Genomic DNA, 25,198 nt, shown 5'->3' with positions numbered 1-25,198 from the left:
GCCAGTCTGCGCTGACCACTGGATGGTTCGCTTAAACCACCTGACGGTTCTGTGGTGTGTGTCACGGATGGAATCACGCGAGACTTCGCGCGTCAATCCATCAGTTGGTTTACGTGAACCACCTGATGGACCTATGGTGACGACATGACATTGCCCTCAGCGGCCGCTGCAGCCGACGGCGGCGTGCGTAGCGTGACCCGTGCCTTCGACCTTCTGAGAGCGTTCGACGCCGAGCACAAGGTCCGCTCACTGCGTGAACTCGTCGAGTTCACCGGTCTGCCCAAGTCGACGGTCGTCCGTCTGCTCAGCACGCTCAGCAATCCGGGGATCATCACCAGCCCGAGCGAATCGACCTACAGCATCGGCCCCTCGTTCCTGCGGTGGGTCAAGCTGGCCGAGGCCATGTGGGAGGTGGGCGCCGAAGCCCGGCAGGTGATGACGGCCCTGCGCGACGACTGCGGCGAAACGGTGAACATCTACATTCGCCAGGATCTGCACCGCATCTGCGTGGCCCAGGTCGAGGGCACCGCGACCGTACGGAGCGTGGTGCGGGTCGGTGAGCCCTACTCCATGACCGGGGGTGCCGCGGCCAGGGTGTTGCTCGGCGGCTGCCCGGACACCGTGCTGGCAGCCCTGTCCGCACAGGACGCACACGTCGACGCGAAGGACCTGCGCACCGGGGCCGCGAGCACCCGCGAGGCCGGCTTCGCCATCACGCACGGCGATCGCGAACTGGGCGCCTCCGCGGTGGCGGCTCCGATCACGGCCGCCGACGGTCGTCTTCTCGCCGCGCTCTCCATGAGCGGCCCCACCTCACGGTTCACCGCTGACCGGGTCGCCCAGTACGTCGACGCCGCAACCAAAGCAGCCCGGCAGATCAGTGCCGTCGGGCTCGGCACCGTGGAGGCCTTCCTGTGACCGCAGACCTGCTCGAGGGCGTTCGAGTCCTGGACATGACCAACGTGCTCGCCGGACCGTTCGCCGGTTATCAACTCGCCCTGCTCGGCGCCGATGTGATCAAGGTGGAGACGCCCGGGAGCGGTGACCTGGCACGCCAGCTCGGCGCCGACCCCGAACTGAGCGCCGCGCGGATGGGCGTGTCCTTCCTCGCCCAGAACTCCCAGAAACGGTCCGTGACGGTCAACCTCAAGACCGACGGCGGCAAGAAGGTGTTCGAACAGTTGCTGGTCGATGCCGACGTGCTCCTGGAGAACTTCCGCCCGGGAGTTCTCCAGCGCCTCGGCTTCGGCTGGGAGCGACTGCGGGAACTGAACCCCCGCCTGGTCTACTGCGCCGTCTCCGGCTTCGGCGCCACCGGGCCGATGCGCGGTCGCCCGGCGTACGACCAGGTGATCCAGGGCCTCTCCGGCATCATGAGCGTGACCGGTGACACCCGGTCCGCGCCCTTGCGCGTCGGCTACCCGGTGTGCGACAGCTTCGGTGGCCTCGCCGCCGCCATGGCCGTGTGCGCCGCCGTCGTCAGGCAGCGGCGCACGGGGCAGGGTGCCTGTCTCGACACCTCCATGCTGGACGCGGCCATCACCTCCATGGGCTGGATCGTCTCCAACCACCTGGTGACCGGCCAGGAGCCCGTGCCCATGGGCAACGAGAACATGACCTCGGCGCCGTCGGGCAGTTTCGCCACCGCCGACGGAATGCTCAACATCGCGGCCAACAAACAGGAACAGTTCGAGACGCTGTGCAAGGTCCTCCACCGCGAGGAACTCCTCACCGATCCTCGCTTCGTCACCCGTGAGGACCGCAAGCTCAACCGCGAACTCCTGCGCGACGAGCTCGAGATCTCGCTCAAGGAGAAGACCGCCGCCGAATGGGACGAGGTCCTGCTGGACACGGGGGTTCCGGCCGCTCCGGTGGTGTCGGTCCCCGAAACGCTCACCTCGGCACAGGTCGAGCACCGGGAACTGGTCTCCGAGGTGCCGATGCCCGTCGCACCGGCCGGAACCGTCCAGGTCCTGGGACTGCCCACCCATGTCGACGGTCGAGCGGTGAGGCCCTCCTCGCCACCACCCGCACTCGGCGAGCACACCGAGGAGATCCTGCTCGAGATCGGGTTCACCACCGAACAGATCGAGGACTTCCGCAAGGAGGGAGCCGTATGAGAACCCGACCGGACACCACCGACAGCGCAGGCGCCGGCCGCAACGAGCCCATGGACCGGACCTCGCCGGCCCGCGCCGCGGCACTCGACGCCGTGACCTCCCGCAAGGTGGCCGACTGGTGGACCACCGAGGTGTCGGACATCGAACCCGGCGTCATCCGGTTCCGCGGATACCCGGTCCAGGACCTCATCCGCCGGGCAAGCTTCGTGGAGACCATCTGGACCATGGTCCGCGGCTCGATGCCGTCCCCCGCCCAGGCGGCCCTTCTGGAGAAGGCACTCGTGGCCGCGGTGGACCACGGACCCCAGGCGCCCTCCATCGCGGCGGCCCGCATGGCCGCCACGTGCGGTGTGGGGTTGCACGGCGCGATGTCCACCGGTGTCGGACTGCTCGGGGACGTCCATGGGGGTGCCGGGCAGCAATGTGTCGAACTGCTGCAACGCCTGGTCGCCGCCAGTGGAGGCGGCGAGGGCGCTGACGACGGCTCCTCCCCCGCCGCGGTCTCCCTTCAGGAGGCCGTTGCCGCCGAGGTCGCCGCCCACCGCGAACGCCGGGCCTACATCCCCGGGTTCGGCCACCGGTTCCACCCCCGCGACCCGCGCCGGGACCCGCTCCTGGAGTTCGTCCAGGAAGCCGTCGACGCCGGGGTCGTCGCCGGTCATCACCTCGCCGCGGCCAAGGAGTTGGAGGCCCAACTGTCGGTCGGGCGGGAGCGCCCCGTCCCGATGAACATCGACGGCGCCACCGCCGTGATCTACGCCGAACTCGGCTTCACCGCCGAACTCGCCCGGGGACTCTTCATCCTGTCGAGGTCCGTCGGCGTGCTGGCCCACAGCTGGGAGGAGTCCCAGAGCGGCCGCCGCATCAAGGGCCCGATGCCTCCGCCGCTCCTCCCGACGTATACCGGCCACGCGGAACGGGCATGGGCCGCCGGGACCGCCGAGACCACGGACACGCCATGAGCACGCCGTTCACCGCGCCGGACTCGTTCGGGTCCCTCAGGGCGCTACCGGTCGACGGCGCGCCCGGGGTTCCCTTGCAGTACCACAGCCTGGCTGATGCCGAGGCCAACGGCGCCGGGCCCATCAGTGACCTGCCATGGTCGCTGAGGACGTTGGTGGAAGGCATCCTGCGCCACCAGGGGCACCCGCAGGTGCTCCCCGAGCATGTACGCGCGATCACTCGACGTGACACATCCGCGGCGGTTCCGTTCTTCCCCGGCCGTGTCCTCCTGCAGGACGCGTCCGGTATTCCGGTGCTGGCCGACCTGATCACCTTGCTCGAGCGGGCCGCCGCCGACGGCCTGGACGGATCGGCGCTCGAGCCGGTGCTTCCGCTCGATCTGGTCGTGGACCACGCCTTGGAAGTGGACGAGTACGCGAGCGGGACCGCGGCGCCACGGAACATCGACCTGGAGTATGCGCGGCACCATGATCGCTACCGGTTCCTGCGATGGGCCCAGGAACGGCTTCCCGGACTTCAGGTCGTGCCCCCCGGCGTGGGCATCTGCCATCAGCTGAACCTCGAGGTCCTCGCCCCGGTGGTGACCACCGAGGAGTCCGACGGCACGCGAATCGCCGCGCTCGACGCACTGGTCGGAACCGACTCGCACACCACGATGATCAACGCCCTGGGAGTCACCGGGTGGGGAGTGGGAGGCATCGAGGCCACCGCCGCCGCGCTCGGTCAGGCCATCATGATCCGTGTGCCGCGCGTCGTCGGTGTGGAGCTCACCGGACGGCTCGCCCCGGGGGTCTTCGCCTCCGACCTGGCCCTGACCTTGGCCGAACGACTGCGTGAGCTGAATGTCGTGGGGTCCATTGTGGAATTCCATGGCCCGGGCCTGTCCTCCTTGTCGGTGCCCGATCGCGCGACGGTCGCCAACATGGCACCGGAGTACGGCGCGACCATGGCATGGTTCCCGGCCGACCGCCGCACCCTCGCCTACCTGGCGACCACCGGTCGTTCGCCCGAACAGGTCCACCTGACCGAGCAGTACTTGAAGGCACAAGGCCTGCTGCACAGTCCGGCCGTCCCGGTTCCGCGCTTCGACACCAAGGTGACCGTCGAACTGGACTCCATTTCGACAACCCTCGCAGGTCCCTCGAGGCCACACGAAGCGCTCAGTCCGGGCGAGGTCCCCGCATCCCGTGGCGCCGCCCGGCCTCAGGACGGCAAGGTGGCCATTGCGGCGATCACGAGCTGCACCAACACCTCGAACCCGCGCTCCCTGGTCGCCGCAGGCCTCCTGGCGCGCAACGCGGTCGAGGCGGGTCTCCGGCCGGCGGCGTGGACCAAGACCTCACTGACGCCGGGCTCCAGGTCGGCGGCTGACCTCCTGGTCTCGGCCGGTCTGCAGAAGTACCTCGACGACCTCGGCTTCCACGTCGCGGGATTCGGGTGCGGCACCTGTATGGGCAACTCCGGGCCCTTGAGCCCGGCACTTGATGCGACGGCCCGGACCAAGGACACCGCCCTGGCCGCGGTCCTCTCCGGAAACCGCAACTTCACCGGTCGCATTCACCCCGAGGTCGCGCACGCCTACCTCGCCTCGCCGGCCATGGTCGTGGCCTACGCACTGGCCGGCACGGTGCGGACGAACCTGGAGCGCGAACCCCTCGGTCACGCCGCCGACGGCTCACCGATCGTGCTCGCCGACCTCTGGCCGGATGAGAGTGAGATCGACGAGCTGCTGTCCGCCCATGAGGCTGCGTCGCTGGGCCGCGGAGCCCGCCGGCCCCTGACCACTGAGCGATGGCTGGCGCTCGAGCATCCACGGGACGACACCTACCCCTGGGACGGCGAAGCCGGCAGCATTCGACGGCCACCGTTCACTGACGCGGATCTGACCAGACCCGCAGTCGACGGAGAGTTGCTCGGCGCCCGTCCGTTGCTGGTGCTCGGTGACGCGGTGACCACCGACCACATCTCGCCGGTCGCACGGATTCTGCGTGACTCCGCCGCGGGCCGTTGGCTGATCGAGCGAGGAGTCGACGAGCGGGCTCTGGGTACCTTCAGCTCCCGCCGCCTCAACCACGACGTCATGGTCAGGGGCGGCTTCGCGAACCCGCGCCTGTCCAACCACCTGGCCCCCGACAGGGAAGGCGGCTGGACCCGCACCGCGCCCGACGAGACACCGGTGCCCGTCCACGTCGCGGCCGAGTACCACCGCCGCCGGGGCACCCCGCTCGTCGTCGTGGCGGGCGACATGTACGGAGCGGGCTCCGCACGCGACTGGGCAGCCAAGGTCACTCGGCTCCTCGGCGTGCGCGCGGTGCTGGCACGGAGCTTCGAACGCATCCACCGCACCAACCTGGTCGCCCTCGGCGTCCTGCCGGTCCAATGGGACGGCCCGTCCCCCGACCTGTTCGACGGAACCGAGGAGATCGACCTCCTCGGCATCGACGACCTCGCGTCCTCGACGAACGCCACCGTCCGGGTCCGCCGCGGCGACCACGTGCTGTGGAACGGTGCCGCCACATCCCGCATCGACACGCCGTTGGAACTGGACTGGCTCCGCGCCGGCGGACTGTTCGGACACCTGCTGTCCACCCGGGCGGACAGCAGGGGCGTCTCCGGGTAAGCGGCCCGCGCACGCGGGGGCCCACCCCTTCCGGTGGGCCCCCGCGATCAGGCGGGCCGTGAAGCTCACTCCTTGACGGCCCCCGCGAGGAACGCCGCCCAGGCGGACGCCCCGAGCCGGAGTATCGCCCCGCCGGCGTCCTTGGAGTCCCGGACGGCGACGGCACCGGGGACGTTGCGGGCGACCTCGACGCACTCCTGGCCGGCGTCTCCGCCGCTGTAGGTGGACTTGAGGAACTCGAACTCGGTCACCACGCCTACATCTCCTTGCGGATCGCTTCCATCAGATCGAGGGCATTACGCTCCGCCAGCCCCACCCGCGCGATGCGGTCGAAGATGCGCCGGTGTCTGGCGGCGTCCTCCTCGCTCTCCAACCAGAGCGTAGAAGACGGTACGTCCATGTGTACGACGTCCAGCGCGCCAGGTTCGGTGAACGAGACAATGCTGAACGCGCCGATCATGCCCGGATGGGCACCCGCCAGCCAGGGCACCACCTGCACCTTCACGTTGTCGGTGCGGGAGAGGTCCAGCAGGTACCCCAGCTGTTCCCGCATCACGTCCCGGCCGCCGACGAGTTGGCGCAGTGCCCCTTCGTGTATCACCGCCCACAACTCCAGCGGATGTTCCGACCGCAGCCTTGCCTGACGGGCCAACCGGGCCTCCACAAACGGCTCGACCTCGCTCGGGTCCTCCCAGGAACCGGCGCCGACCGCCACCGCTCGTGCGTAATCGGGCGTTTGCAACAGCCCTGGGATGAAGGCGAGCTGCCACGTGCGAATGCTGGTGGCGATGTCCTCCAGCGCCACGTACTCGACCATCGCCGGGAGCTGCGGATACTGATTCCACCAACCACTCGCCTTGCGTCTTTCCCGATCCGTGCGCGCAAGCTGCAGAAGCCTTCCGATCACCACTTCGTCGGTCTCGCCGTACAGATGACACAGCGAACGGAGGTCCGGATCCCGGATGGGCACTCCGCCTCGCTCCATCTTGGCCACCTTGGCCACCGAAGCCGACAACGCCTCAGCCGCATGAGATTGGCGCATCCCCCGCCTCTCACGCATACGCAGCAGCTCACCGCCACCGTCGGCTTCCAAGCAATCACCTAAAGCCATCAGTTGGTGGAAGTGCGCCGTGCTGCCCACACCCGCACGGCGGAGCCACCGCCGGCTCGCACAAGGAGGTGCGCCCCATGACCGACTCCTGTCCGCTCCCGCTTTCCAAGGGCTACGACCGCTACGACACGGTCAGTTACACGCCCTATCCCCAGAACATCCCCCGCGCCCGCAGGCACGTCGCACAACTCGTCGTCGACCGGGGGCACCCCGGGGCCACCGGGTTCACCGGCGAGGTCGTTCCCCGCACCGTGGACGGGATCGGTGCGGCGCTCCGCATTGATCGTCGCGCCGAGTTCTACACGGAGTTGGGCGCTCTGGGTGACGCCGACGGCTTTGACGCCTTCCTGAACCACTGGTGGACCCAGGCCCTCGCCGACGCCGCGCCGCACGAGGACGCGCGCGAGCAGGCAATCGACTTCGCCGATGCGGCCGTGTCCCTGCACGCACGCCTCGCGGACGGTCCCACAGCCACCCAGGCAGAGATCAACGCCCTCGTCATGGGGGCGGAAGCCTCGTGAGTTACACCATCATCTGGGAGCGGACGGCCTCCGAAGGCCTGAAGCGATCCGAGCCCGGGACGGCGACGCGGTGAAACCGCTGGTGAAAGCGGTCAATGCCCTCGCCGCCGACCCCGAGCCGCCCTCCAGTAGCAAACTCGGAGGAACCAGCCTCCGGCGTTTACGGGTGGGGAAGTACCGAGTGACCTATGAGATCGACGGCAGCACTGTTGCCATCAAGATCCTGATGGTAGGCAGCACCGCCCTGTGACAGCCGGTTCGCGGACTCACCGTTCCGCTCGACAACTACAGCGGCACCATCGGCGTGAGGACCGGCTCGGGCCACGCGAAGAAGTTCCTGGACTACGGCTTCAGCAAGACCTGACACGTTGGAACACGAAAGGGGCCCACAGTTGCATGTGGGCCCCTTTCCCATGCCTCACACTGCCGTCCCCATACACACTCCCGTCGGCCGGAACAGCGGTTTCGATCATCTTCGCTCGCAGTCGTGAACATCCTCGAACCGGCCGGCATATTCGCTCCGCCCCGCTCTACGTTCCGTAGCGGAGGTGGTTCACATGAACGAACCCAGCAAACGACCGAAGCATGCCGAACGGCATGAGGCGATCGACGTCAGCGACTTCGTGTACGCGGCGACCGGAGAACGGGTCCGGAGACTGACCATGCCGGACGGGACGCACTGGTTCCCGGCGGTGGACGTCTGCAAGCGGTTGGGCTACACCACACCCCGAAAGGCACTCCTCGACCATGTCCCGGAGGAGCATCGAGACAATCTCGAGACAGTGACTGGAAGTCACTGTCTCGGCATTCCCGCAGGTAGGAGCTGGCGAAGAGACCTGCAACTCATCGATCTCCAAGGTCTCATTCTCCTCGTCAACGCCTGCACGAAACCGGCTTGCGCCCCCTTCAAGCAGTGGGTCGCCGAAGTGATCGAGACCGTTCAGCGCGAGGGCTCCTACTCTCTCGACAAGGCCGAGGTGCAGTCACCCGAGCCAGGTGCCCCCATCGCCTACGCCATGCCGGAACAGGTCGCCGAGGCCATCGTCCGGCTGGAGGCGCACAACCTTCAGCTGGACGAGGAGCTGGCCAACGGGCAGCGCGAATCGATCGCTTTGCAAAAGGAGACGCTGGCCATGCAGAGGGAGATGCTGGCCGCACAACAGGCCACCCTCGCCGTGCAGCAGGCCATGGTCCGGGCGATGGAACGCATCGCGGACCGGTTCGACACCCTCGTCCTCGAACGTCGGACGCCCAAGGTCCACCTCGCTACGCTGCCCACCACCGAAACGGTCCTGGCCGACTGGCGGCAGCGGCTGTCCGTGACCGAGGACGTGTGGGCGGTGGCCGTGGTGATCGCTCCGGTACTCGTCGAGAAGGGTGAACTGTGCGAGCCGCTGGAGTCGATCGCCTCCCGTACGGGGCTTTCCGTGCGTCGCGTCAACGAGTGCCTCCGGCTGCTGCGCAAGCACGCCTGTATCCGCTCGCGGGGCGGGGCTGAGGACGGGGCTCCGGTGTATGTGCTCCATCAGATCTGAGCCCGGGCACAGCAGGAGGGGCGTCGCAACACCAACTTGCGGCGCCCCTCCTGTGCTGAACCTACTCGGTTCGTGATCGTCACGCCCAGCTGATCAACCGTTTCGGCTGTTCCAGGATCGCGGCCACGTCGGCCAGGACCTTGGAGCCGAGTTCGCCGTCGACCAGGCGGTGGTCGAAGCTCAGCGCCAGGGTGGTGACCTGACGGGGCTTCACCTTGCCCTTGTGGACCCACGGCTGGAGCTTGATCGCGCCGACCGCGAGGATCGCGGACTCGCCGGGGTTGAGGATCGGCGTGCCCGTGTCGACACCGAAGACGCCGACGTTGGTGATGGTGACCGTGCCGGCCTGCATCGCGGACGGGGAGGTCTTGCCGTCCCTCGCCGTGGACACCAGTTCACCCAGGGACTCGGCCAGTTCCGGCAGCGTCTTGGCGTGGGCGTCCTTGATGTTCGGGACGATCAGACCGCGCGGGGTGGCCGCCGCGATGCCCAGGTTCACGTAGTGCTTGACCACGATCTCCTGGGCCGCCTCGTCCCAGGACGCGTTGACGCCCGGGTTGCGCCGGATCGCGACCAGCAGGGCCTTGGCGATCAGCAGGAGCGGGTTCACGCGCAGGCCCGTGAACTCCTTGTCCTGCTTCAACTCCTCGACCAGCTTCATCGTGCGTGTCACGTCGACCGTCACGAACTCGGTGACGTGCGGCGCCGTGAACGCCGAGCCGACCATCGCCGCCGCCGTCGCCTTGCGCACCCCCTTGACCGGGATACGGGTCTCCCGGGCGGTGTCGTACGACACCGGCGCGGAAGCGGTCACCGGGACGGGAACGGTCGTCGGCTCTTCCGGTGCCTTCGGCGCTGCCGCGACTGCCGCCACCGCCGCGTGGACGTCCTCGCGCGTGACGATGCCGTCCGGGCCGGTCGCGGTGACCGTCGCCAGGTCGACGCCGAGGTCCTTCGCCAGCTTGCGCACCGGTGGCTTGGCCAGCGGGCGCTGCGCGTCGGCCACCGGACCGGCGGCGGGCGCCGGGGCAGCCGGGGCAGCCGGGGCGTGGCCGTTCAGTTCCGCCTGGGCCCCCGCCACCGTCTGCTGGGCGAAGCCGTCCGGGGCGGACTTGCGCGGGCGGCGGCGCGTGGCGGATGTCGACACTCCGTAGCCGACCAGCACGGGCTGGCGGCCCGAGCCCACCGCCGTCGGCTCGGTTTTCGCCGGCTGCTCGGCGGGTGCGGCAGCGGCGGGTGCGGGTACGGCAACCGGCGCGGCCGCGGGGGCCTCCGGCTCCGGGGCCGCCCCGCCCGAGACGTCCACCGCGATGATGGACGTGCCCACGTCCACCGTGGTGCCCTCGGGGAAGTGCAGCGCGCGGACCACCCCGTCGTAGGGGATGGGAAGCTCCACGGCCGCCTTCGCCGTCTCGACCTCGCACACCACCTGGCCGTCGGTGACCGTGTCACCGGGCTGGACGTACCACTTGAGGATCTCGGCCTCGGTCAGCCCCTCGCCCACGTCGGGCATCTTGAACTCACGGACGGGCGCTTGCGTCATCGTCGTCACGACCCTCCCTTTCCCTCAGTACGCCAGCGAGCGGTCGACGGCGTCCAGCACCCGGTCCAGGTCCGGGAGGTAGGACTCCTCCAGGCGGGCCGGCGGGTACGGGGCGTGGTAGCCGCCCACCCGCAGGACCGGGGCCTCCAGGTGGTAGAAGCAGCGCTCCGTGATCCGCGCGGCGATCTCCGCGCCCGAACCGAAGAACACCGGTGCCTCATGGACGACGACCAGGCGGCGCGTCTTCTCCACCGACGCCTGGATCGCGTCGAAGTCGAGCGGCGAGACCGAGCGCAGGTCCAGGACCTCCAGGGAGCGGCCCTCCTCGGCGGCCGCGTCCGCGACCTCCTGGCAGAGCTTCACCATCGGGCCGTACGCCACCAGCGTCAGGTCGGTGCCCTCACGGACCACGCGCGCGGTGTGCAGCGGGCCGGGGATCGCCTCGGCGTCGACCTCGGCCTTGTCCCAGTAGCGCCGCTTGGGCTCGAAGAAGATCACCGGGTCGTCGCTCTGGATGGCCTGCTGCATCATCCAGTACGCGTCCGACGCGTTCGACGGAGAGACCACCTTCAGGCCCGCCACATGCGCGAACAGCGACTCCGGGGACTCGGAGTGGTGCTCCACCGCGCCGATGCCGCCGCCGTAGGGAATGCGCACGACGACCGGGAGCTTCACCTTGCCCAGCGAACGCGCGTGCATCTTCGCGAGCTGCGTGACGATCTGGTCGTACGCCGGGAAGACGAAACCGTCGAACTGGATCTCGACCACCGGGCGGTAGCCGCGCAGGGCGAGGCCGATCGCCGTGCCGACGATGCCCGACTCGGCGAGCGGGGTGTCGATGACGCGGCTCTCACCGAAGTCCTTCTGCAGCCCGTCCGTCACCCGGAACACGCCGCCGAGCTTGCCGACGTCCTCACCCATGACGAGGACCTTGGGGTCCGTGTCCAGAGCGCGGCGCAGCGACTCGTTGATCGCCTTGGCCAGGGCCATCTTCTCTGCCATGTCACTTACCCCCGTCCACGTCGGCGAACGACGCCTGGTAGGCGGCGAACTGGGCCCGCTCCTCGTCGACGAGGGCGTGTCCGTCCGCGTACGCGTTCTCGAAGATGGCGAAGTGGTCAGGGTCCTGCATGGCACGGACCGCTTCGCGCACTCGTTTGCCCAACGTCTCGCTCTCGGTCTCCAGTTCCGCAAAAAATCCCTCGTCCGCGTGGTGTGCGGACTCCAGGTAGCGGCGAAGGCGCAGGATCGGGTCCTTGGCCTCCCAGGCGACCCGCTCCTCGTCGTGGCGGTAGCGGGTGGGGTCGTCGGAGGTGGTGTGGGCGCCCATGCGGTAGGTGAACGCCTCGATCAGCGTCGGCCCCTCACCGGCGCGGGCCCGCTCCAGGGCCCACCGGGTCACGGCGAGGTTCGCCAGCACGTCGTTGCCGTCCACCCGCACGCCCGGGAAGCCGAAGCCCTGCGCGCGCTGGTACAGCGGGACGCGGGACTGCTTCTCGGTCGGCTCGGAGATCGCCCACTGGTTGTTCTGGCAGAAGAACACCACCGGGGCGTTGTAGACCGCGGAGAAGGTGAAGGCCTCGGCCACGTCGCCCTGGCTGGAAGCGCCGTCGCCGAAGTAGGCAATCACCGCGCTGTCCGCGCCGTCCTTGGTGATGCCCATGGCGTAGCCCGTGGCGTGCAGCGCCTGGGAGCCGATGACGATCGTGTACAGGTGGAAGTTGTTGCTGTTCGGGTCCCACCCGCCGTTGTTGACGCCGCGGAACATGCCGAGCAGGTTGGTCGGGTCCACCCCGCGGCACCAGGCGACGCCGTGCTCGCGGTAGGTGGGGAAGACGTAGTCGTCGTCGCGCAGCGCGCGCGCCGAGCCGATCTGCGCCGCCTCCTGGCCCAGCAGCGAGGCCCACAGGCCCAGCTCGCCCTGGCGCTGGAGCGCGGTGGCCTCGGCGTCGAAGCGGCGGGTGAGCACCATGTCGCGGTACAGGCCGCGGAACTCCTCGGGGGTGACGCCCACGACGTACGGGTCGAACTCGGCGTTCCCGACCCGCTCGCCCTCGGGCGTCAGCAGCTGTACGAGGCCGGGTTCGGCGCTCTGCGGCTTCGTTCCACCGGTCTTCCCGGCCGCCGGGGCCTTCTTCGCGGCGGATGCCTTCTTGGCCGCCGGGGCCTTCTTGGCCACAGCCACCTTCTTGGCCGGGACCGCCTTCTTGGCGGTGGTGCTGGTGGTGGTGCGCTTGGCGCCGGTGGCGCCGGCATCACTTCCGGCGCTGCGTCGCGGTGTGCGCGCGGCAGTGCTCTCCACGGTCACGTGTGCTCCTCCGTCGGTCCGACCCCCGGGATTGCCGGTAGGTCTGGGGTCCCCCTCCAGCTCGTCGAAGCCTGGGGGAGGCTCACCTCTTCTCGACCACGGGCACGGGGTGGGTGCCGCTCGGCCGGGAACAGGCGTGACAGGTGCCCCGGCGAGCGACCTGCACATAGCACGTTACCCAGTGCGCCACATTTCTGTGAAACCCTTCCTGACCTGGGATTTTGCTTGGATTTCCAAGTAAATCCGAAAGGCGGGAAAGGTGCGCTGGTCACAGCCTTGCAGGAGGCCGGAGCAACGGCACGTTATCCCGGCGACCCCGGACACGGGAAGGGGTGTGTCCCGCGCCCTGCGCCGCGCCCGATGGAAGATCGGCGGCGGGCCCTGCACCCACCGGGCTTCCGCCGGGCTCCCGCCCGGTGTCTGCCGGGCATCCCATCCGGTTCCCGCCCGGCGGCAGATCGGGCACATAGTGCGACCGTAAATGACTGCCTGTGACAACGCGCAGCTCACGGGTCCACGCGGTGCCTTAGCATCTGGCGCGTGTCGCCCTTACGTGTACCACCCCCTGTTTCTTACGCGCCCCCTTTGGGCGCCCTGCTGCGCCGGTACGCCGCCGGTTCCGCGGTGACCTGCGAGCCCGTCGACGAGGGCCTGCTCAACCGCGGCTACCGCCTGCGTACGACCCGCGGCCGCTACTTCCTCAAGCACCACTTCGACCCCGAGACCGCCGATCCGGCCGCGATCGTCCGCCAGCACCGGGCCACCCGGCGCCTGGCCGAACTGGGCGTGCCGGTGGCCCCGCCGCTGCCCGCCCGGGACGGGCGCACGGTCGCCGTGGTCGGCGGCCACGCGTACGCCCTGCATCCCTGGATCGACGGCCGGCACCGGCACGGCGGGCAGCTCACACCGGGACAGTGCGCACGGCTCGGGGCACTGCTCGGCGCGGTGCACGCCGGCCTGGAACGCGTGATGCCAGCACCCGCACGGACCCACAGCGCCCCGGCGGAAAGCGCCGACCCGGCCGACACCCTCACCCTCATCGACGAATTGCTCGGCCGCGTCCGCCGGCACCGCCCCGCCGACTCCTTCGACGCCCTCGCCCGCCGCCGGCTCCTGGAACGGCGGACCCTTCTGGAGCGGCACGCCGACCGGCGCCCTCCGCGCGGGGACGTGGTGGGGTGGGTGCACGGCGACTTCCACCCGTTCAACGTGCTGTACCGGGGGAGCGCGCCCGCGGCGATCGTCGACTGGGACCGGCTCGGCGTACAGCCCCGCGCGGAGGAGGCCGTACGCGCGGCGGCGATCTTCTTCGTCCGGCCCTCGGGCACCCTCGACCTGCCGCGCGTACGGTCCTACGCGCGCGCGTACCGGTGCGGCGCGGGGGCCACGCCCGCCCAGCTCGCCGCGGCGGTACACCGGGTGTGGTGGGAACGCCTCAACGACTTCTGGATGCTCCGCTGGCACTACGAGCGCGACGACACCCGCGCGGACCCCCAGTTCCCGGCCACGGCCGCACTGGTGGTGTGGTGGAGCCGGGAGTACGACGCGGTGCGCGCGGCGTTCACGGGGTGAGGCGGGCGCCTGGCGGGCCGTTCACGGCATGAGCCCGCGCGGGACGTGCTCTGAGTGAGACGGCCCCGCGCGGGGTGAGGCGGACGCGGGACGGGGCGGACGCTTGAGCGCCCGCCCCGTAGTCCGTGCTCGTAGTCCGTGGTCAGCCGCCGGTGACGGCGCCGGCGGCCGCGCCGCCCTCCGTACCGCCGTTGACCGCGCCACCCTCGTTGCCGCCCGTCTCCGGCTCCGGCTCCGGCTCGGTCTCCGGCGGTTCCTCGGTCTGCGTCACCGTCGGCGTCGTCGGGACGTTCGTCGGCTCGCCCGTCGGCTCCTCGGTCTGCGGCTGGCTCGGCGGCGCCGTCGGGGACGGGGTGTACGGCGGGACCCAGCCACCGCCTCCGGAGCCGTTGCCGGTGCCGGTGCCTGTGTTCGGCGCCTCCGGTTCGGCGGTGGTGTCGTCCTCGTCCGGCGACGCGCTGGACTTCTCCTTCTCGTCGCTGGTCTGCGAGGAGGACGGCGACTCGGACGGCTCCTTGTCACCCTTGTCGCCGCTGCCGCTGTTCAGTGCCAGCGCGACCCCCGCGACGACGGCGATCACCGCGAGCACCGCGAGAATCCACAGCTTGCCGCGGCCGTTGCCCCGGTTGTCACCGCCCTCGAAACCGCCGTCGTCCCCGCCGCCGTACAGGTTGGGGAGAATCGGCTTCGGGATGGCCGCGGTGCCGGAGGCGTCCGGGTGCGGCATCGCCGTCGTGCCCGCGAAACCCGCCGCCGGGGTGCGCCCGCCGTCGTGCATGTCGACCGGACCGGTGTTCCAGGTGCCGGTGTGGCCGCCCTGGTCGTAGAGCATCTGCAGCCCGTACTGGATCAGCCCGCGCATCTCCTCGGCCGTCTGGAACCGGTCGTCCGGCTCCTTGGCGAGTGAGCGCATGACAAGCCCGTCCAGCTCCGGCGGGCTGGCGTCCGAGACCTCCGACGGGGGCGTGGCGATGTCCTGCACGTGCTGGTAGACCACGGACAGCGGCGTCTCGCCGGTGAACGGGGGCCGCAGTGCCAGCAGTTCGTACAGCATGCAGCCGGTCGCGTACAGGTCGGACCGGTGATCGACGGCCTTGCCGAGCGCCTGCTCCGGCGAGAGGTACTGGGGGGTGCCCATGACCATGCCGGTCTGCGTCATCGTCGTGGACGCGCCGTGCAGCGCGCGGGCGATGCCGAAGTCCATCACCTTCACGGCACCGTTGTCCGTGATGATGACGTTGGCGGGCTTGATGTCACGGTGCACGATGCCGTGCTGGTGCGAGTAGGCCAGCGCCTCCAGGACGCCGGAGACGATGATCAGCGCCTGTTCGGGGCCGGGCGCCTCGGCGTTGATCAGGAGATCGCGGATCGTGCGGCCCTCGACGATCTCCATGATGATGTACGGCACGGCCTGGCCGCCCACGATGTCCTCACCGGAGTCGTACACGGCGACGATCGCGTGGTGGTTGAGACCGGCCACCGACTGCGCCTCACGCGTGAAACGCGCTTTGGCGATCGGGTCCTCGGCGAGATCGGTATGCATCAGTTTGACGGCGACCGTCCGCCCGAGCCGCACGTCCTCCGCGGCGAACACCTCGGCCATGCCGCCCCGGCCGAGCCTGTGTGTCAGCCGGTAACGTCCGTCACCGACAAGCCCGCCGTTACCCCAGTTGTCCGGCGCGTCCGACATGCCGCCGCCAGTCGCCTCGGGGTCGGACGGGCCCTGAGCGCGCTGCTGCTGTGCCATCAGTCCTCGCCGTCGTTTCTGCCCGCGGTGCGCGCGGTGTTGTCACGGTCTCCGTCGGCCACGCTACAGCCTTCACGCCGGCCTCCCGTCCGGGACGGGCTGCCAGGAACGGGCATGAGACGGACCGGCCATGAAACCCGCAATCCATATCGTCGTGCAAATTCCGTGCACCCGCCTCACGTCCCTTGTAACGCTTCCGCGACGCTTCTCTCCCGTACGGCCACGGAACGGGCCCCACGCTTGACGTGTCAGTGGCCTGGGGCAGACTTGGCCGGGTATAGCGCATTGGATCTACGAGGAATCGGTCGCCGACGGCAGCAGCGCCGGAGAGGCTACGGGGGACGCGGAACATGAGCCAGGACGGCGCACAGGGCCACAACACGGGGCGGGCGCTGGCCGGCGGCCGCTACCAACTGCGGGACCTGCTCGGCCAGGGCGGCATGGCCTCCGTCCATCTCGCGTACGACAGCGTGCTCGACCGTCAGGTCGCGATCAAGACCCTGCACACGGAACTCGGCAGGGAGCAGGCCTTCCGCGAACGCTTCCGCCGCGAGGCCCAGTCCGTGGCGAAGCTCACGCACACCAACATCGTCTCGGTCTTCGACACCGGCGAGGACGATGTGGACGGCATGACGATGCCGTACATCGTCATGGAGTACGTCGAGGGCCGTCCGCTGGGTTCCGTGCTCGACGAGGACATACGGCAGCAGGGCGCGATGCCCGCCGACAAGGCGCTGAAGATCACCGCGGACGTGCTGGCCGCCCTGGAGATCAGCCACGAGATGGGCCTGGTCCACCGGGACATCAAGCCGGGCAACGTGATGACGACCAAGCGCGGCGTGGTCAAGGTGATGGACTTCGGCATCGCCCGTGCCATGCAGTCCGGCGTGACCTCGATGACACAGACCGGCATGGTCGTCGGCACCCCGCAGTACCTCTCGCCCGAGCAGGCGCTCGGGCGGGGCGTCGACGCCCGCTCCGACCTGTACTCGGTCGGCATCATGCTCTTCCAACTGGTCACCGGACGGCTCCCGTTCGACGCCGACTCGCCGCTGGCCATCGCGTACGCGCACGTGCAGGAGGAGCCGCCGCTCGCCTCCTCGGTCAACCGCTCGCTGCCCCCGGCCGTGGACGCGCTGATCACCCGCGCGCTGAAGAAGAATCCGAACGAGCGTTTCCCCAGCGCCGAAGCCATGCGCGGCGAGTGCCTGCGGGTGAGCCAGTCCTTCCAGGCCGCCCCGCCGAGCATCGTCCCCGGCACGCACGGGCAGAGCGGCTCGGGCGTCGGCTCCGCGGTGTTCCCGCCCGTCGACCAGTCGGCGCCGGTGGCCCCGGGCAGCGTCCAGACGCCGTACACGCCGGGCCCGCCCCCGCACCACACTCCGAACCCGTACGGCACCCCGGCCGCGCCGGGCCCTGCCCCGGCATACGGCTATCCGCAGCAGGGCGCCCCGCAGGGCGGCCACGCGACACCCCACCCCCCGTACGGCGCGCAGCACGGCGGCCCGTCGACGCCACCGCCGTACAACCTGTCGCCCCAGGGTCCGGGCTCGGGCGGATCGGGCGGCGGCGGCAGGAACAACAAGCCGGTGATCATCGGCTCGATCGTCGTGTCCGTCCTCGCCGCCGGCGGCCTGGTCGCGGCGCTGCTGGCCAACGGCAACGGCGACGAGAACAACCAGGCCGGCGACCCGGGCGTCAGCGCGTCGGTGTCGGCGCCGGCCTCCAAGGCGGCCGGCTACCGCGGGCCCGACCCGGACAGGACGATCGACTCGGAGGAGTGCACGGACCCGGAGGAGTCCTACAACGACGAGGACAAGATCAAGCTCCCGAAGCTGAAGTTCAAGAACATAGCGTCGGTCAAGGAATGCTTCCAGGCCGCCGGCTGGGACCTGGACGTGCGGAACGTCGACGAGAACACGTACGGCGAAGGCGCAGTCATGAACCAGTTCCCCGCCGCCGGTACGGACGTCGACCCCGAGGACATGCCCAAGATCCAGCTCGACGTCTCCACGGGCAATCCGCCGAACGGCTGAGCTCCTGAGCTCCTGTGGAAACCTGAGCTCACCAGGACACAGGGACAAGGGACGAAGGACATACAAAGGGGGCCCGGCTTCGATGCCGGGCCCCCTTTCGACCGTCGTCCTGTCGAAGCGGGCAGGGACGACTACAGGTAGGGGCCACCCACGCGGCCGCCCATCGGGGGTTCCTCGGTTCCGCCGTCACCGACGCCCGGCGGAAGGGCCCGGCGCATCTGCTCCAGCTGGGCGCGCGCGGCCATCTGCTGGGCGAAGAGCGTGGTCTGGATGCCGTGGAAGAGGCCCTCCAGCCAGCCCACCAACTGGGCCTGCGCAATCCGCAGTTCGGAGTCGCTCGGGGTCGCCTCGTCCGTGAAGGGCAGCGAAAGCCGCTCCAGCTCCTCGACCAGCTGGGGCGCGAGTCCGTCCTCCAGCTCCTTCACCGAGCTGGCGTGGATCTCCTTGAGCCGGACCCGGCTGGCCTCGTCCAGAGGGGCCGCGCGCACCTCCTCCAGCAGCTGCTTGATCATGCTGCCGATCCGCATGACCTTCGCGGGCTGCTCCACCTGCTCCGTCACCGGGACCTCGCGGGAGTCCTCGTCCCCCGTGCCCCCGCCGAGCGCCATCCCGTCCTGGCCGACGACCAGAATATGCGGGTTGTCCGGCGACCGTTCGTTCCTCGGCATCTCCATACGGCCATTCTCTCGCACGCCCGCCCCACACCTCCGGGGCCCCCTGACTGCCCCCTGACTGGAGGAATCCGAAATGCCGGGGATGCACGGGAATGCGAGCATGTGGGGGTCCATCCGGCCCATCTTGCCGACGGTGCGAACAGGCACCGGCCGGTGCGGGAGGTCACCGTCGTGGCTCCATGGCTGTGTGCAGTGAGGGTAACGAGGGCGGGGCTCGTCCTGCGGGCGGGCGTCGCACTCGGGGTGGTGACGGGAGCGGGGGCCGCGGCCGGGACGGGAGCGGGGGCGGCGATGCCGTACAGCGCTGCCGTGACGCCCTTCGGTACGGCGGTGGCTTACGGCTCCGAAGGGGCGGCGGGCGGGCGTCAGGAGGCGGTGGCCGGAGGGTTCGATGTGCCCTCCCCCGCAACCGCACGCTCATCCTCTCCTGCTCTCTCTTCCGTGCCCTTACCCTTCCGCCCGGCTTCGGCTGTGGCTTCGGCGGCTGCGGCTGCGGCGCCGTCGCTCTCCAACGATCCCTCCAGGGCCGGTAGCCGGCCCGGGGAGGGGCGGAAGCGGCCGGGGCGGGAGATGCCCGGACCGGAGGAGAGGAGCGAGAGGCCCGAAGGGACCGAGGGGACCGGGAAGGCGGACCCGCGGGGTGGACGGGACGGCGGACCGAGCGACGGCCGGCGCGGCACCGGCGACGGCGCAACCCCCGTACCGGAGCCCTCCGGTCCGGGCGACGGCGTGAGTGGCGTCCCCGAGAAGCCGGGCGAGGCCCATGTCGGGGCGAAGGACAGCGGGTCCGCCCCGGACTCCGGAGACGGTACGGACGGAGCCGAGAAACCCGGGACCGGCGCCACCCATCGGGCAACCCCGTCGCAGGAGGCTGCCGCCACGGTGCCCTCCGAGGTGTCGCGCCGGCACGCGGCGAACCCCGGCACCGAGCGCTCCGCCGGGCCCATGCTGCGCATCCTGCCGCTGGGCAGCGGACTGGTCCTGATAGGGCTCGGGCTGGGACTGGCGTTCGTGGGCCTCAGGCTGCGACGGAGCTGAAGCGCGAAGCCCACGGACATCCGGACGTCCTACGGCGCGATCAGCAGCACCTTGCCGATGTGGCTGCTGGCCTCCACCACCCGGTGGGCGTCGGCCGCGTCCGGCATCGGGATCTCACGGTCGACGACGGGACGGACATGGCCGCCGTCGATCAGCGGCCAGACGTGTTCCCGCACGGCCGCGACGATCGCCGCCTTCTCCGCCGGCGGCCGGGCGCGCAGCGAGGTCGCGCTGATGGCGGCACGCTTGCCGAGGAGGGCGCCGATGTTCAGCTCGCCCTTGACGCCACCCTGCATGCCGATGATCGCGAGCCGGCCGTTGACGGCGAGGGCCTTGACGTTGCGGTCCAGGTACTTGGCGCCCATGTTGTCGAGGATGACGTCCGCGCCGGCGCCGTCGGTGGCCTGCTTCAGCTCGGCCACGAAGTCCTGCTCGCGGTAGTTGATCAGGATGTCGGCGCCCAGCTCGGCGCAGCGTTCCAGCTTCTCCTTCGTACCGGCCGTGACGGCGACCTTGGCACCGACGGCCTTGGCGAGCTGGATCGCCATGGTGCCGATGCCGCTGGAGCCGCCGTGCACGAGCAGCGTCTCGCCGGGGCGGAGGTGGGCCACCATGAAGACGTTCGACCAGACCGTGCAGACGACCTCCGGGAGGGCCGCCGCCTGCTTGAGGTCGAGTCCCTCGGGGACGGGGAGCAACTGGCCGACCGGGACGGCGACCTGCTCCGCGTAGCCTCCGCCCGCGAGCAGCGCGCACACCTCGTCACCGACCGCCCACCCGGTCGCCCCGGGACCGAGCGCGGTGATCCGGCCGGAGCACTCCAGGCCCGGGTAGGGGGAGGCGCCGGGCGGGGGGTCGTAGAAGCCCTGCCGCTGCATGATGTCGGCGCGGTTGACGGCCCCGGCCACCACCTCGACCAGTACCTCGCCCTCGCCGGGAACGGGATCGGGGACCTTCGCCCATACCAGCGTCTCGGGCCCACCGGGTTCGGGAATCGTGATCGCATACATGGGAACGACGCTACCCCTGGCCGGGCCGTGGGCGGCTCAAGTCCGGGGACCGGCCTCGGTCCGGGGACCGGCCTCGGTCCATGGGCGGAGGCGGTTTCGCACCCTGCCGATCTGGCGGCCCTCGACGATGGTCGGCTATCTGCTCGGGGACGCCCTGCGCTACACCATCGCGTCCGTCGTGATGCTCACCGTGGGCATCGTCCTCGGCTACCGGCCGGACGGCGGGGTCGCCGGTGTGCTCGCCGGGATCGCGCTGCTGGTGATCTTCGCGTTCGCGTTCGCGTGGATCTGGACGATGTTCGGGTTGATGCTGCGCACCGAGAAGTCCGTGATGGGCGTCAGCATGCTGCTGATCTTCCCGCTCACCTTCCTGTCCAACGTCTTCGTCGACCCCGGCACCATGCCGGGCTGGCTCCAGGCCTTCGTCAACAACAGTCCCGTCACGCACCTGGCGTCCGCGGTGCGCGGACTGATGGCGGGGGACTGGCCGGCCGACGAGGTGGCCTGGTCGCTGGGCTGGTCCGCCCTGTTCATCCTGGTCTTCGGACCGATCACGATGCGGCTCTACAACCGCAAGTGACGCGGGCCGGCGAATGCCGCGAGGAACAACGCGGTGCCCCGGGGCACCTGCCCCCGGGGCACCGCGTTGTTTCTCGAATGTCCTGGCGGTGTCAGTCGTGGAGCGGGCGGATGTCGGGGGTGACCTGGGTGCCCGGCGTCACTCGCACGATGGTGATCAGCCGGTCCGTCAGCTCGAGCGTCCCGACGTTCTCGTCGTCGTAGCCGAGCACCCGGTGCCCACGCAGGACACTCACCACCAGATCACCGACCTCGCGCGGCGACTTGCCCACCTCGGCCTTTATGACCGGCCGTTCGACCATGTCGAGACCGGTGCCCTGCTGGATGAGGTCCTCCATCACCATGCCGGCCGCGGGGCTGAGCACGGACAGACCGAGCAGCCGGCCGGCCGCGCTGGCACTGGTGATGACCGCGTCGGCACCCGACTGCTTCAGCAAGGGGGCGTTCTCCTCCTCGCGCACCGCGACCACGATCTTCGCGCCGCGGTTGAGCTGGCGGGCCGTCAGCGTCACCAGCACGGCCGTGTCGTCGCGCTGTGTGGCGATGATGATCTGCTTCGCCCGATAGGCCTCAGCCCGTTTCAGCACCTCACTGCGCGTCGCGTCCCCTATGACACCCGCGAATCCGTCGGCCGCCGCGGCCTCGATCGCCTTGCTGCTGGGGTCGACCACCACGACCTGCTCCTTGCGGAGCCCCGTCGCGCAGACGGTCTTGATCGCGGACCTGCCCTTCGTGCCGAATCCGACGACGATGGTGTGATCACGCAACGTGGACCTCCAACGGTTCAGTCGCCACTCCTCCCGCGTGCGTTCGGTGAGGGCTTCGAGGGTGGTGCCGACCAGGATGATCAGGAACATCACGCGCAACGGCGTGACGACGAAGATGTTGGTCAGCCGGGCAGCGTCGCTGACCGGAGTGATGTCGCCGTATCCCGTGGTCGAAAGGGTGACGGTCGCGTAGTAGAAGGCGTCGAGGAAGTCGAGGGTGCCGTCGGAGTTGTCGATGTAGCCGTCGCGGTCGACGTACACGATCAACGCCGTCAGCACGAGGAGGAACAACGCGATGGACAGCCGTTTGACGACCTGTCGGATCGGGTGCTCGATCACCTTCCTCGGCAGTTTCACCCGATGGGTCACCAGGTGCTCGTCCGCCTGGCGGGCAATGGCGTCCTCACCCGAAAGTTTCACGTGAAACACACCCCGATTCCCCCGGACGCCCAGGGCAGGTCGAGCAGTTCCGCCTCCTGGCCGGGTCGTGTGCCGCCCGGGGGGACGACCGCGAGGGCGTCGGCCGCCGCGATGCCCCGCAGCATGGCCGGGCCGTTGTAGTGCAACGGCAGGGCTACGTCACCGCGCAGTACGACCGGGATGAGCCGGGTGTCGTGCGGGTGTCCATGAACCGCGTCCCGCAGCGGCATCGTGTACGGCTCGGGGGCGGGGCGGGCCGCGAGGGTCCGCAGCAGGGGTTCGGCGAGCGTGAGCAGCCCGGAGACCGCGGCAAGGGGGTTGCCGGGCAGACCGACGAGGTACTGGTTCTCCTTGATGCGGGCCAGGAGCATGGGGTGGCCGGGACGCACCTCGACTCCGTCCACGAGGAGTTCGGCGCCGATACGGCGCAGCGTCGGGTGGACGTGGTCGACGGGGCCCGCGGCGGTACCGCCGGTAGTGAGGACGACATCGGCGTCGGACCTCGTGATCGCCTTGTACAGCGTCTGCGCGTCGTCGCGGACCCGGCGGACGGTGGTGACCTCGGCACCGAGCGCGCGCAGCCAGGGCGGCAGCATCGGGCCGAGGGCGTCCCGGATCAGTCCGTCGTGCGGCAGGCCGCCGGTGAGCAGTTCGTCACCGAGGACGAGGACGTCGACGCGGGGGCGGGGAAGGGTACTGAGCGTGTCGTATCCGGCGGCCGCGGCGAGGCCCAGCACGGCCGGGGTCACCAGGGTGCCGACGGACAGCAACTGCTCGCCACTGCGGCACTCCTGGCCGCGTGGGCGGATGTCCTGACCGTGCGCGACCGAGGAGACGGGCCCGGCGTGGGGCGCGCCCGCCGGCCGGGGTGTGGTGGCGGCTCGGGGCGGGGTGGCGTGCAGCCGGCCGTTGTCATCGGTACGGCCGTGTTCGCTGCGCAGGACGGCGGTGGTGTCCGGGGGGACACGGGCGCCGGTGGCGATACGGACGGCTTCGCCGTCGGTGAGCGGCGGGTGCTCGGCGTGTCCGGCGAGGACGCCTTCCTCCCGTACTGCCCAAGGACCGGGACCGGAGACCGCCCAGCCGTCCATGGCCGAGGTGTCGAAGGAGGGCAGGTCGGTGAGGGCCGTGAGGGGGGCGGCCAGGGTGAGGCCGAGGGCGGCGTCGAGCGGCACGGGGACCGGGGCACGGTGGGCGGCCCGGCTGCCGGTGCCCCGGCGTGCGGCGCGCTCGGCGACGGTGCGGGCCTCGGTCCAGGAGAGGGCGTGATGGTCGTCATGGCGGGTGGCGGGGCTTCGCCCGTCCGCGGCGGTCCGGGGCCCGCCCCGGCGGGGGGTGCGGGCGCGCGCGGGGTCACCGGGGGTGCGGCCGGAAACGTCGTTCACGAGGGCGAGAGCCTCCTCGACGTCGAGATCATCGGAGTCCTCGGCGTCGTCGGTGGCCCCGGTGCCCTTGTCGGCTCGGGCCTCGGGCGCGTTCATTCGGCGTCCGGGCGCGTGCCGGGGGCCGGATCGGAGGCCGGGGCCGGGTCGGGGGCCCCACCGGGGGTTGTGTCGGCGGCGTCGGACTGCTTGTCTGCGGACTGCCCGTCCGCGGGCTGCGCGGGCGTGGCGTCGGTGGTGTCCTCGTCGGCCCAGCGGGTGGCGAGGGCGGCGGCCTTGCGTGCGGCCTCGGCGACGGCCTCCTGGTCACCGCCCGCGCGGGCGGCCGCATAGCCGACGAGGAAGGTGGTCAGCGGCGCCGCCGGCCTGGCCACACCATGGGCGGCGTCACGGGCCAGGTCGAGGAGAACGCCGGTGTCGACGTCCAGCTCGATGCCCAGCTCGTCCTTGACTGCGGAAATCCATTCATCCAACACGTGTCCATGCTCCCTGATGCGTGCTCTGGCGGCGGCGATGTCGTCCCAGGTGTCGCAGTCGAACGACGCCACTGGGCCGAGGATTCGGGTGAGGTCGAGCGCGCCGGTCAGCCGGCGCAGCGGCAACCCGGCCAACGCGCCGTGCCGTTCGGCGAGCATGGCCAGTCCGCGACGCAGGGCCGCCGTCCGGTACGCGGCCACGAGCGGCTGGTCCCGGCCGTCGGCGTCGGTCAGCAGGACCCCGTCCACCGTGCTCGTTCGAAGGGTGGTCAGCAGCTCGTCGACGGTGGGTCCGTCGAGGAACGGCAGGTCGGCGGAGAGCAGTACGGCGTACTCCGCGGTGCTCAGCCGGAGCCCCGCGTCGAGCGCGGCGAGCGGTCCGCCGCCCGGCGGCTCCTCACGCGCCCAGGAAACGGGCCGGGAGGTGGGCCGGGGGTCGGCCACGACGACGGTGGTGCGGGCGCCGGAGCAGGCGGCCAGCACGCGGTCGAGCAGCGATCGGCCGCCCACCCGCACCCCGGGCTTGTCCGCACCCCCGAGCCGCCGGGCACCTCCACCGGCCAGCACGAGGGCGTCGTACGCGAGGGGCACGGCGGGCGTGGGGCGCTTGGGGGGCGCGGCGGACTCGTCGTACGCGGTGGGCGCCGCCCGGCCCGGCGCGGGGTCGCGGTCACGGGCGCGGTCGCCAGCGGCTCCGGGGGCACCCGGGAGCTCGTACTCGGTCACCCCCCGAGTATGCGTGCCCCCGCGAGCACGGGGAACGCGGGGGCACGGAC

Annotated in this window: 21 protein-coding genes and 1 pseudogene; 11 read left to right on the top strand and 11 right to left on the bottom strand. The window is 70.5% G+C overall.

Annotated features, from left to right (window positions below):
• Window positions 1-144 precede the first annotated feature (144 nt).
• From ACFPZI_RS07035 to acnA, 4 genes are read left to right on the top strand one after another with little or no spacing between them, the layout of a single operon-like run.
• Window positions 145-918, top strand: coding sequence for an IclR family transcriptional regulator (locus ACFPZI_RS07035; protein ID WP_381359687.1), 774 nt, complete (start codon window positions 145-147; stop codon window positions 916-918).
• Window positions 915-2,120, top strand: coding sequence for a CaiB/BaiF CoA transferase family protein (locus tag ACFPZI_RS07030; RefSeq protein WP_381359684.1), 1,206 nt, complete (start codon window positions 915-917; stop codon window positions 2,118-2,120). The genes ACFPZI_RS07035 and ACFPZI_RS07030 overlap by 4 nt, the downstream gene beginning before the upstream one ends.
• Window positions 2,117-3,082, top strand: coding sequence for a citryl-CoA lyase (locus ACFPZI_RS07025; protein ID WP_381359682.1), 966 nt, complete (start codon window positions 2,117-2,119; stop codon window positions 3,080-3,082). Before ACFPZI_RS07030 ends, ACFPZI_RS07025 begins: the two co-directional genes overlap by 4 nt.
• Window positions 3,079-5,703 (top strand): aconitate hydratase, encoded by a 2,625-nt coding sequence (gene acnA / locus ACFPZI_RS07020; protein ID WP_381359679.1) that lies wholly within the window; start codon window positions 3,079-3,081, stop codon window positions 5,701-5,703. Before ACFPZI_RS07025 ends, acnA begins: the two co-directional genes overlap by 4 nt.
• 65 nt (window positions 5,704-5,768) lie before the next feature.
• On the opposite strand, the gene ACFPZI_RS07015 is transcribed toward acnA, so the two are convergent.
• Window positions 5,769-5,957 (bottom strand): DUF397 domain-containing protein, encoded by a 189-nt coding sequence (locus ACFPZI_RS07015; protein ID WP_381359677.1) that lies wholly within the window; start codon window positions 5,955-5,957, stop codon window positions 5,769-5,771.
• A 2-nt stretch (window positions 5,958-5,959) separates the two neighbouring features.
• Window positions 5,960-6,814, bottom strand: a complete 855-nt coding sequence (locus tag ACFPZI_RS07010; protein ID WP_381359991.1) for a helix-turn-helix domain-containing protein — start codon at window positions 6,812-6,814, stop codon at window positions 5,960-5,962.
• A gap of 77 nt (window positions 6,815-6,891) precedes the next feature.
• Here ACFPZI_RS07010 and ACFPZI_RS07005 point away from each other — a divergent pair, with 77 nt between their 5' ends.
• From ACFPZI_RS07005 to ACFPZI_RS06995, 3 genes are all read left to right on the top strand, one after another.
• Complete coding sequence (locus tag ACFPZI_RS07005; RefSeq protein WP_381359675.1) at window positions 6,892-7,335, top strand: hypothetical protein; 444 nt, start codon at window positions 6,892-6,894, stop codon at window positions 7,333-7,335.
• A 70-nt stretch (window positions 7,336-7,405) separates the two neighbouring features.
• Complete coding sequence (locus ACFPZI_RS07000) at window positions 7,406-7,585, top strand: type II toxin-antitoxin system RelE family toxin (protein WP_381359672.1); 180 nt, start codon at window positions 7,406-7,408, stop codon at window positions 7,583-7,585.
• A 307-nt stretch (window positions 7,586-7,892) separates the two neighbouring features.
• Entirely contained in the window at window positions 7,893-8,870 is a 978-nt protein-coding gene (locus ACFPZI_RS06995) for a BRO-N domain-containing protein (RefSeq protein ID WP_381359669.1), read from the top strand.
• Window positions 8,871-8,949: 79 nt separating this feature from the next.
• Here ACFPZI_RS06995 and ACFPZI_RS06990 read toward each other — a convergent pair whose 3' ends face one another.
• From ACFPZI_RS06990 to pdhA, 3 genes are read right to left on the bottom strand one after another with little or no spacing between them, the layout of a single operon-like run.
• Complete coding sequence (locus ACFPZI_RS06990) at window positions 8,950-10,422, bottom strand: dihydrolipoamide acetyltransferase family protein (RefSeq protein WP_381359666.1); 1,473 nt, start codon at window positions 10,420-10,422, stop codon at window positions 8,950-8,952.
• A 15-nt stretch (window positions 10,423-10,437) separates the two neighbouring features.
• A complete protein-coding gene (locus ACFPZI_RS06985) occupies window positions 10,438-11,415 on the bottom strand; it encodes an alpha-ketoacid dehydrogenase subunit beta (RefSeq protein WP_381359663.1) in 978 nt (325 codons plus the stop codon).
• 1 nt (window position 11,416) lies between these two features.
• Window positions 11,417-12,721, bottom strand: a complete 1,305-nt coding sequence (gene pdhA / locus ACFPZI_RS06980; RefSeq protein WP_381359662.1) for a pyruvate dehydrogenase (acetyl-transferring) E1 component subunit alpha — start codon at window positions 12,719-12,721, stop codon at window positions 11,417-11,419.
• 540 nt (window positions 12,722-13,261) lie between these two features.
• Here pdhA and ACFPZI_RS06975 point away from each other — a divergent pair.
• On the top strand, window positions 13,262-14,293 hold the full coding sequence (locus tag ACFPZI_RS06975) for a phosphotransferase enzyme family protein (protein ID WP_381359660.1): 1,032 nt from the start codon (window positions 13,262-13,264) through the stop codon (window positions 14,291-14,293).
• Between the two features lie 142 nt (window positions 14,294-14,435).
• Here the strand turns inward: ACFPZI_RS06975 and ACFPZI_RS06970 are convergent, their stop codons facing one another.
• Window positions 14,436-16,040: a protein kinase domain-containing protein gene (locus ACFPZI_RS06970; protein WP_381359657.1), complete on the bottom strand. Its 1,605-nt coding sequence runs from the start codon at window positions 16,038-16,040 to the stop codon at window positions 14,436-14,438.
• Window positions 16,041-16,390: 350 nt separating this feature from the next.
• Between ACFPZI_RS06970 and ACFPZI_RS06965 the strand changes: the two genes are divergently transcribed.
• Window positions 16,391-18,076 (top strand): protein kinase domain-containing protein, encoded by a 1,686-nt coding sequence (locus ACFPZI_RS06965; RefSeq protein ID WP_381359654.1) that lies wholly within the window; start codon window positions 16,391-16,393, stop codon window positions 18,074-18,076.
• Window positions 18,077-18,207: 131 nt separating this feature from the next.
• Here ACFPZI_RS06965 and ACFPZI_RS06960 read toward each other — a convergent pair whose 3' ends face one another.
• Window positions 18,208-18,750 carry a bacterial proteasome activator family protein gene (locus ACFPZI_RS06960; protein WP_381359652.1) on the bottom strand — a complete coding sequence of 181 codons (543 nt, stop codon included), beginning with the start codon at window positions 18,748-18,750 and terminating at the stop codon, window positions 18,208-18,210.
• A 729-nt stretch (window positions 18,751-19,479) separates the two neighbouring features.
• On the opposite strand from ACFPZI_RS06960, the gene ACFPZI_RS06955 reads away from it, so the two are divergent.
• Window positions 19,480-19,788 (top strand): hypothetical protein, encoded by a 309-nt coding sequence (locus ACFPZI_RS06955; RefSeq protein WP_381359649.1) that lies wholly within the window; start codon window positions 19,480-19,482, stop codon window positions 19,786-19,788.
• A gap of 29 nt (window positions 19,789-19,817) precedes the next feature.
• Here ACFPZI_RS06955 and ACFPZI_RS06950 read toward each other — a convergent pair whose 3' ends face one another.
• Window positions 19,818-20,798: an NAD(P)H-quinone oxidoreductase gene (locus ACFPZI_RS06950; RefSeq protein ID WP_381359646.1), complete on the bottom strand. Its 981-nt coding sequence runs from the start codon at window positions 20,796-20,798 to the stop codon at window positions 19,818-19,820.
• A 91-nt stretch (window positions 20,799-20,889) separates the two neighbouring features.
• Between ACFPZI_RS06950 and ACFPZI_RS06945 the strand changes: the two are divergent.
• A pseudogene (locus ACFPZI_RS06945) lies at window positions 20,890-21,378 on the top strand (ABC transporter permease); the annotation flags it as partial.
• 91 nt (window positions 21,379-21,469) lie between these two features.
• Here the strand turns inward: ACFPZI_RS06945 and ACFPZI_RS06940 are convergent.
• Genes ACFPZI_RS06940 through ACFPZI_RS06930 form a run of 3 tightly spaced genes read right to left on the bottom strand, consistent with a single transcriptional unit; the run spans window position 21,470 to window position 24,989 of the window.
• Window positions 21,470-22,564: a potassium channel family protein gene (locus ACFPZI_RS06940; RefSeq protein WP_381359643.1), complete on the bottom strand. Its 1,095-nt coding sequence runs from the start codon at window positions 22,562-22,564 to the stop codon at window positions 21,470-21,472.
• Entirely contained in the window at window positions 22,561-24,045 is a 1,485-nt protein-coding gene (locus ACFPZI_RS06935) for a molybdopterin molybdotransferase MoeA (protein WP_381359642.1), read from the bottom strand. Before ACFPZI_RS06935 ends, ACFPZI_RS06940 begins: the two co-directional genes overlap by 4 nt.
• Complete coding sequence (locus ACFPZI_RS06930; RefSeq protein WP_381359988.1) at window positions 24,042-24,989, bottom strand: DUF6457 domain-containing protein; 948 nt, start codon at window positions 24,987-24,989, stop codon at window positions 24,042-24,044. Before ACFPZI_RS06930 ends, ACFPZI_RS06935 begins: the two co-directional genes overlap by 4 nt.
• Between the last annotated feature and the right edge of the window lie 209 nt (window positions 24,990-25,198).

Origin of the sequence: Streptomyces chlorus (assembly GCF_042655885.1) — a bacterium.
In the GTDB taxonomy this organism is placed as follows: domain Bacteria; phylum Actinomycetota; class Actinomycetes; order Streptomycetales; family Streptomycetaceae; genus Streptomyces; species Streptomyces chlorus.
The sequence above is the reverse complement of the archived record's forward strand: the minus strand, read 5'-3'. Positions and strand labels throughout refer to the sequence as shown.

Bases quoted from the DNA above. Each gene is read 5' to 3' on its own strand.
- ACFPZI_RS07035 (WP_381359687.1), top strand. From the start codon at position 145: ATGACATTGCCCTCAGCGGCCGCTGCAGCCGACGGCGGCGTGCGTAGC.
- ACFPZI_RS07025 (WP_381359682.1), top strand. From the start codon at position 2,117: ATGAGAACCCGACCGGACACCACCGACAGCGCAGGCGCCGGCCGCAAC.
- acnA (WP_381359679.1), top strand. From the start codon at position 3,079: ATGAGCACGCCGTTCACCGCGCCGGACTCGTTCGGGTCCCTCAGGGCG.
- ACFPZI_RS07010 (WP_381359991.1), bottom strand. From the start codon at position 6,814: ATGGCTTTAGGTGATTGCTTGGAAGCCGACGGTGGCGGTGAGCTGCTG.
- ACFPZI_RS07005 (WP_381359675.1), top strand. From the start codon at position 6,892: ATGACCGACTCCTGTCCGCTCCCGCTTTCCAAGGGCTACGACCGCTAC.
- ACFPZI_RS06995 (WP_381359669.1), top strand. From the start codon at position 7,893: ATGAACGAACCCAGCAAACGACCGAAGCATGCCGAACGGCATGAGGCG.
- ACFPZI_RS06985 (WP_381359663.1), bottom strand. From the start codon at position 11,415: ATGGCAGAGAAGATGGCCCTGGCCAAGGCGATCAACGAGTCGCTGCGC.
- ACFPZI_RS06970 (WP_381359657.1), bottom strand. From the start codon at position 16,040: ATGGCACAGCAGCAGCGCGCTCAGGGCCCGTCCGACCCCGAGGCGACT.
- ACFPZI_RS06965 (WP_381359654.1), top strand. From the start codon at position 16,391: ATGAGCCAGGACGGCGCACAGGGCCACAACACGGGGCGGGCGCTGGCC.
- ACFPZI_RS06960 (WP_381359652.1), bottom strand. From the start codon at position 18,750: ATGGAGATGCCGAGGAACGAACGGTCGCCGGACAACCCGCATATTCTG.
- ACFPZI_RS06950 (WP_381359646.1), bottom strand. From the start codon at position 20,798: ATGTATGCGATCACGATTCCCGAACCCGGTGGGCCCGAGACGCTGGTA.
- ACFPZI_RS06935 (WP_381359642.1), bottom strand. From the start codon at position 24,045: ATGAACGCGCCCGAGGCCCGAGCCGACAAGGGCACCGGGGCCACCGAC.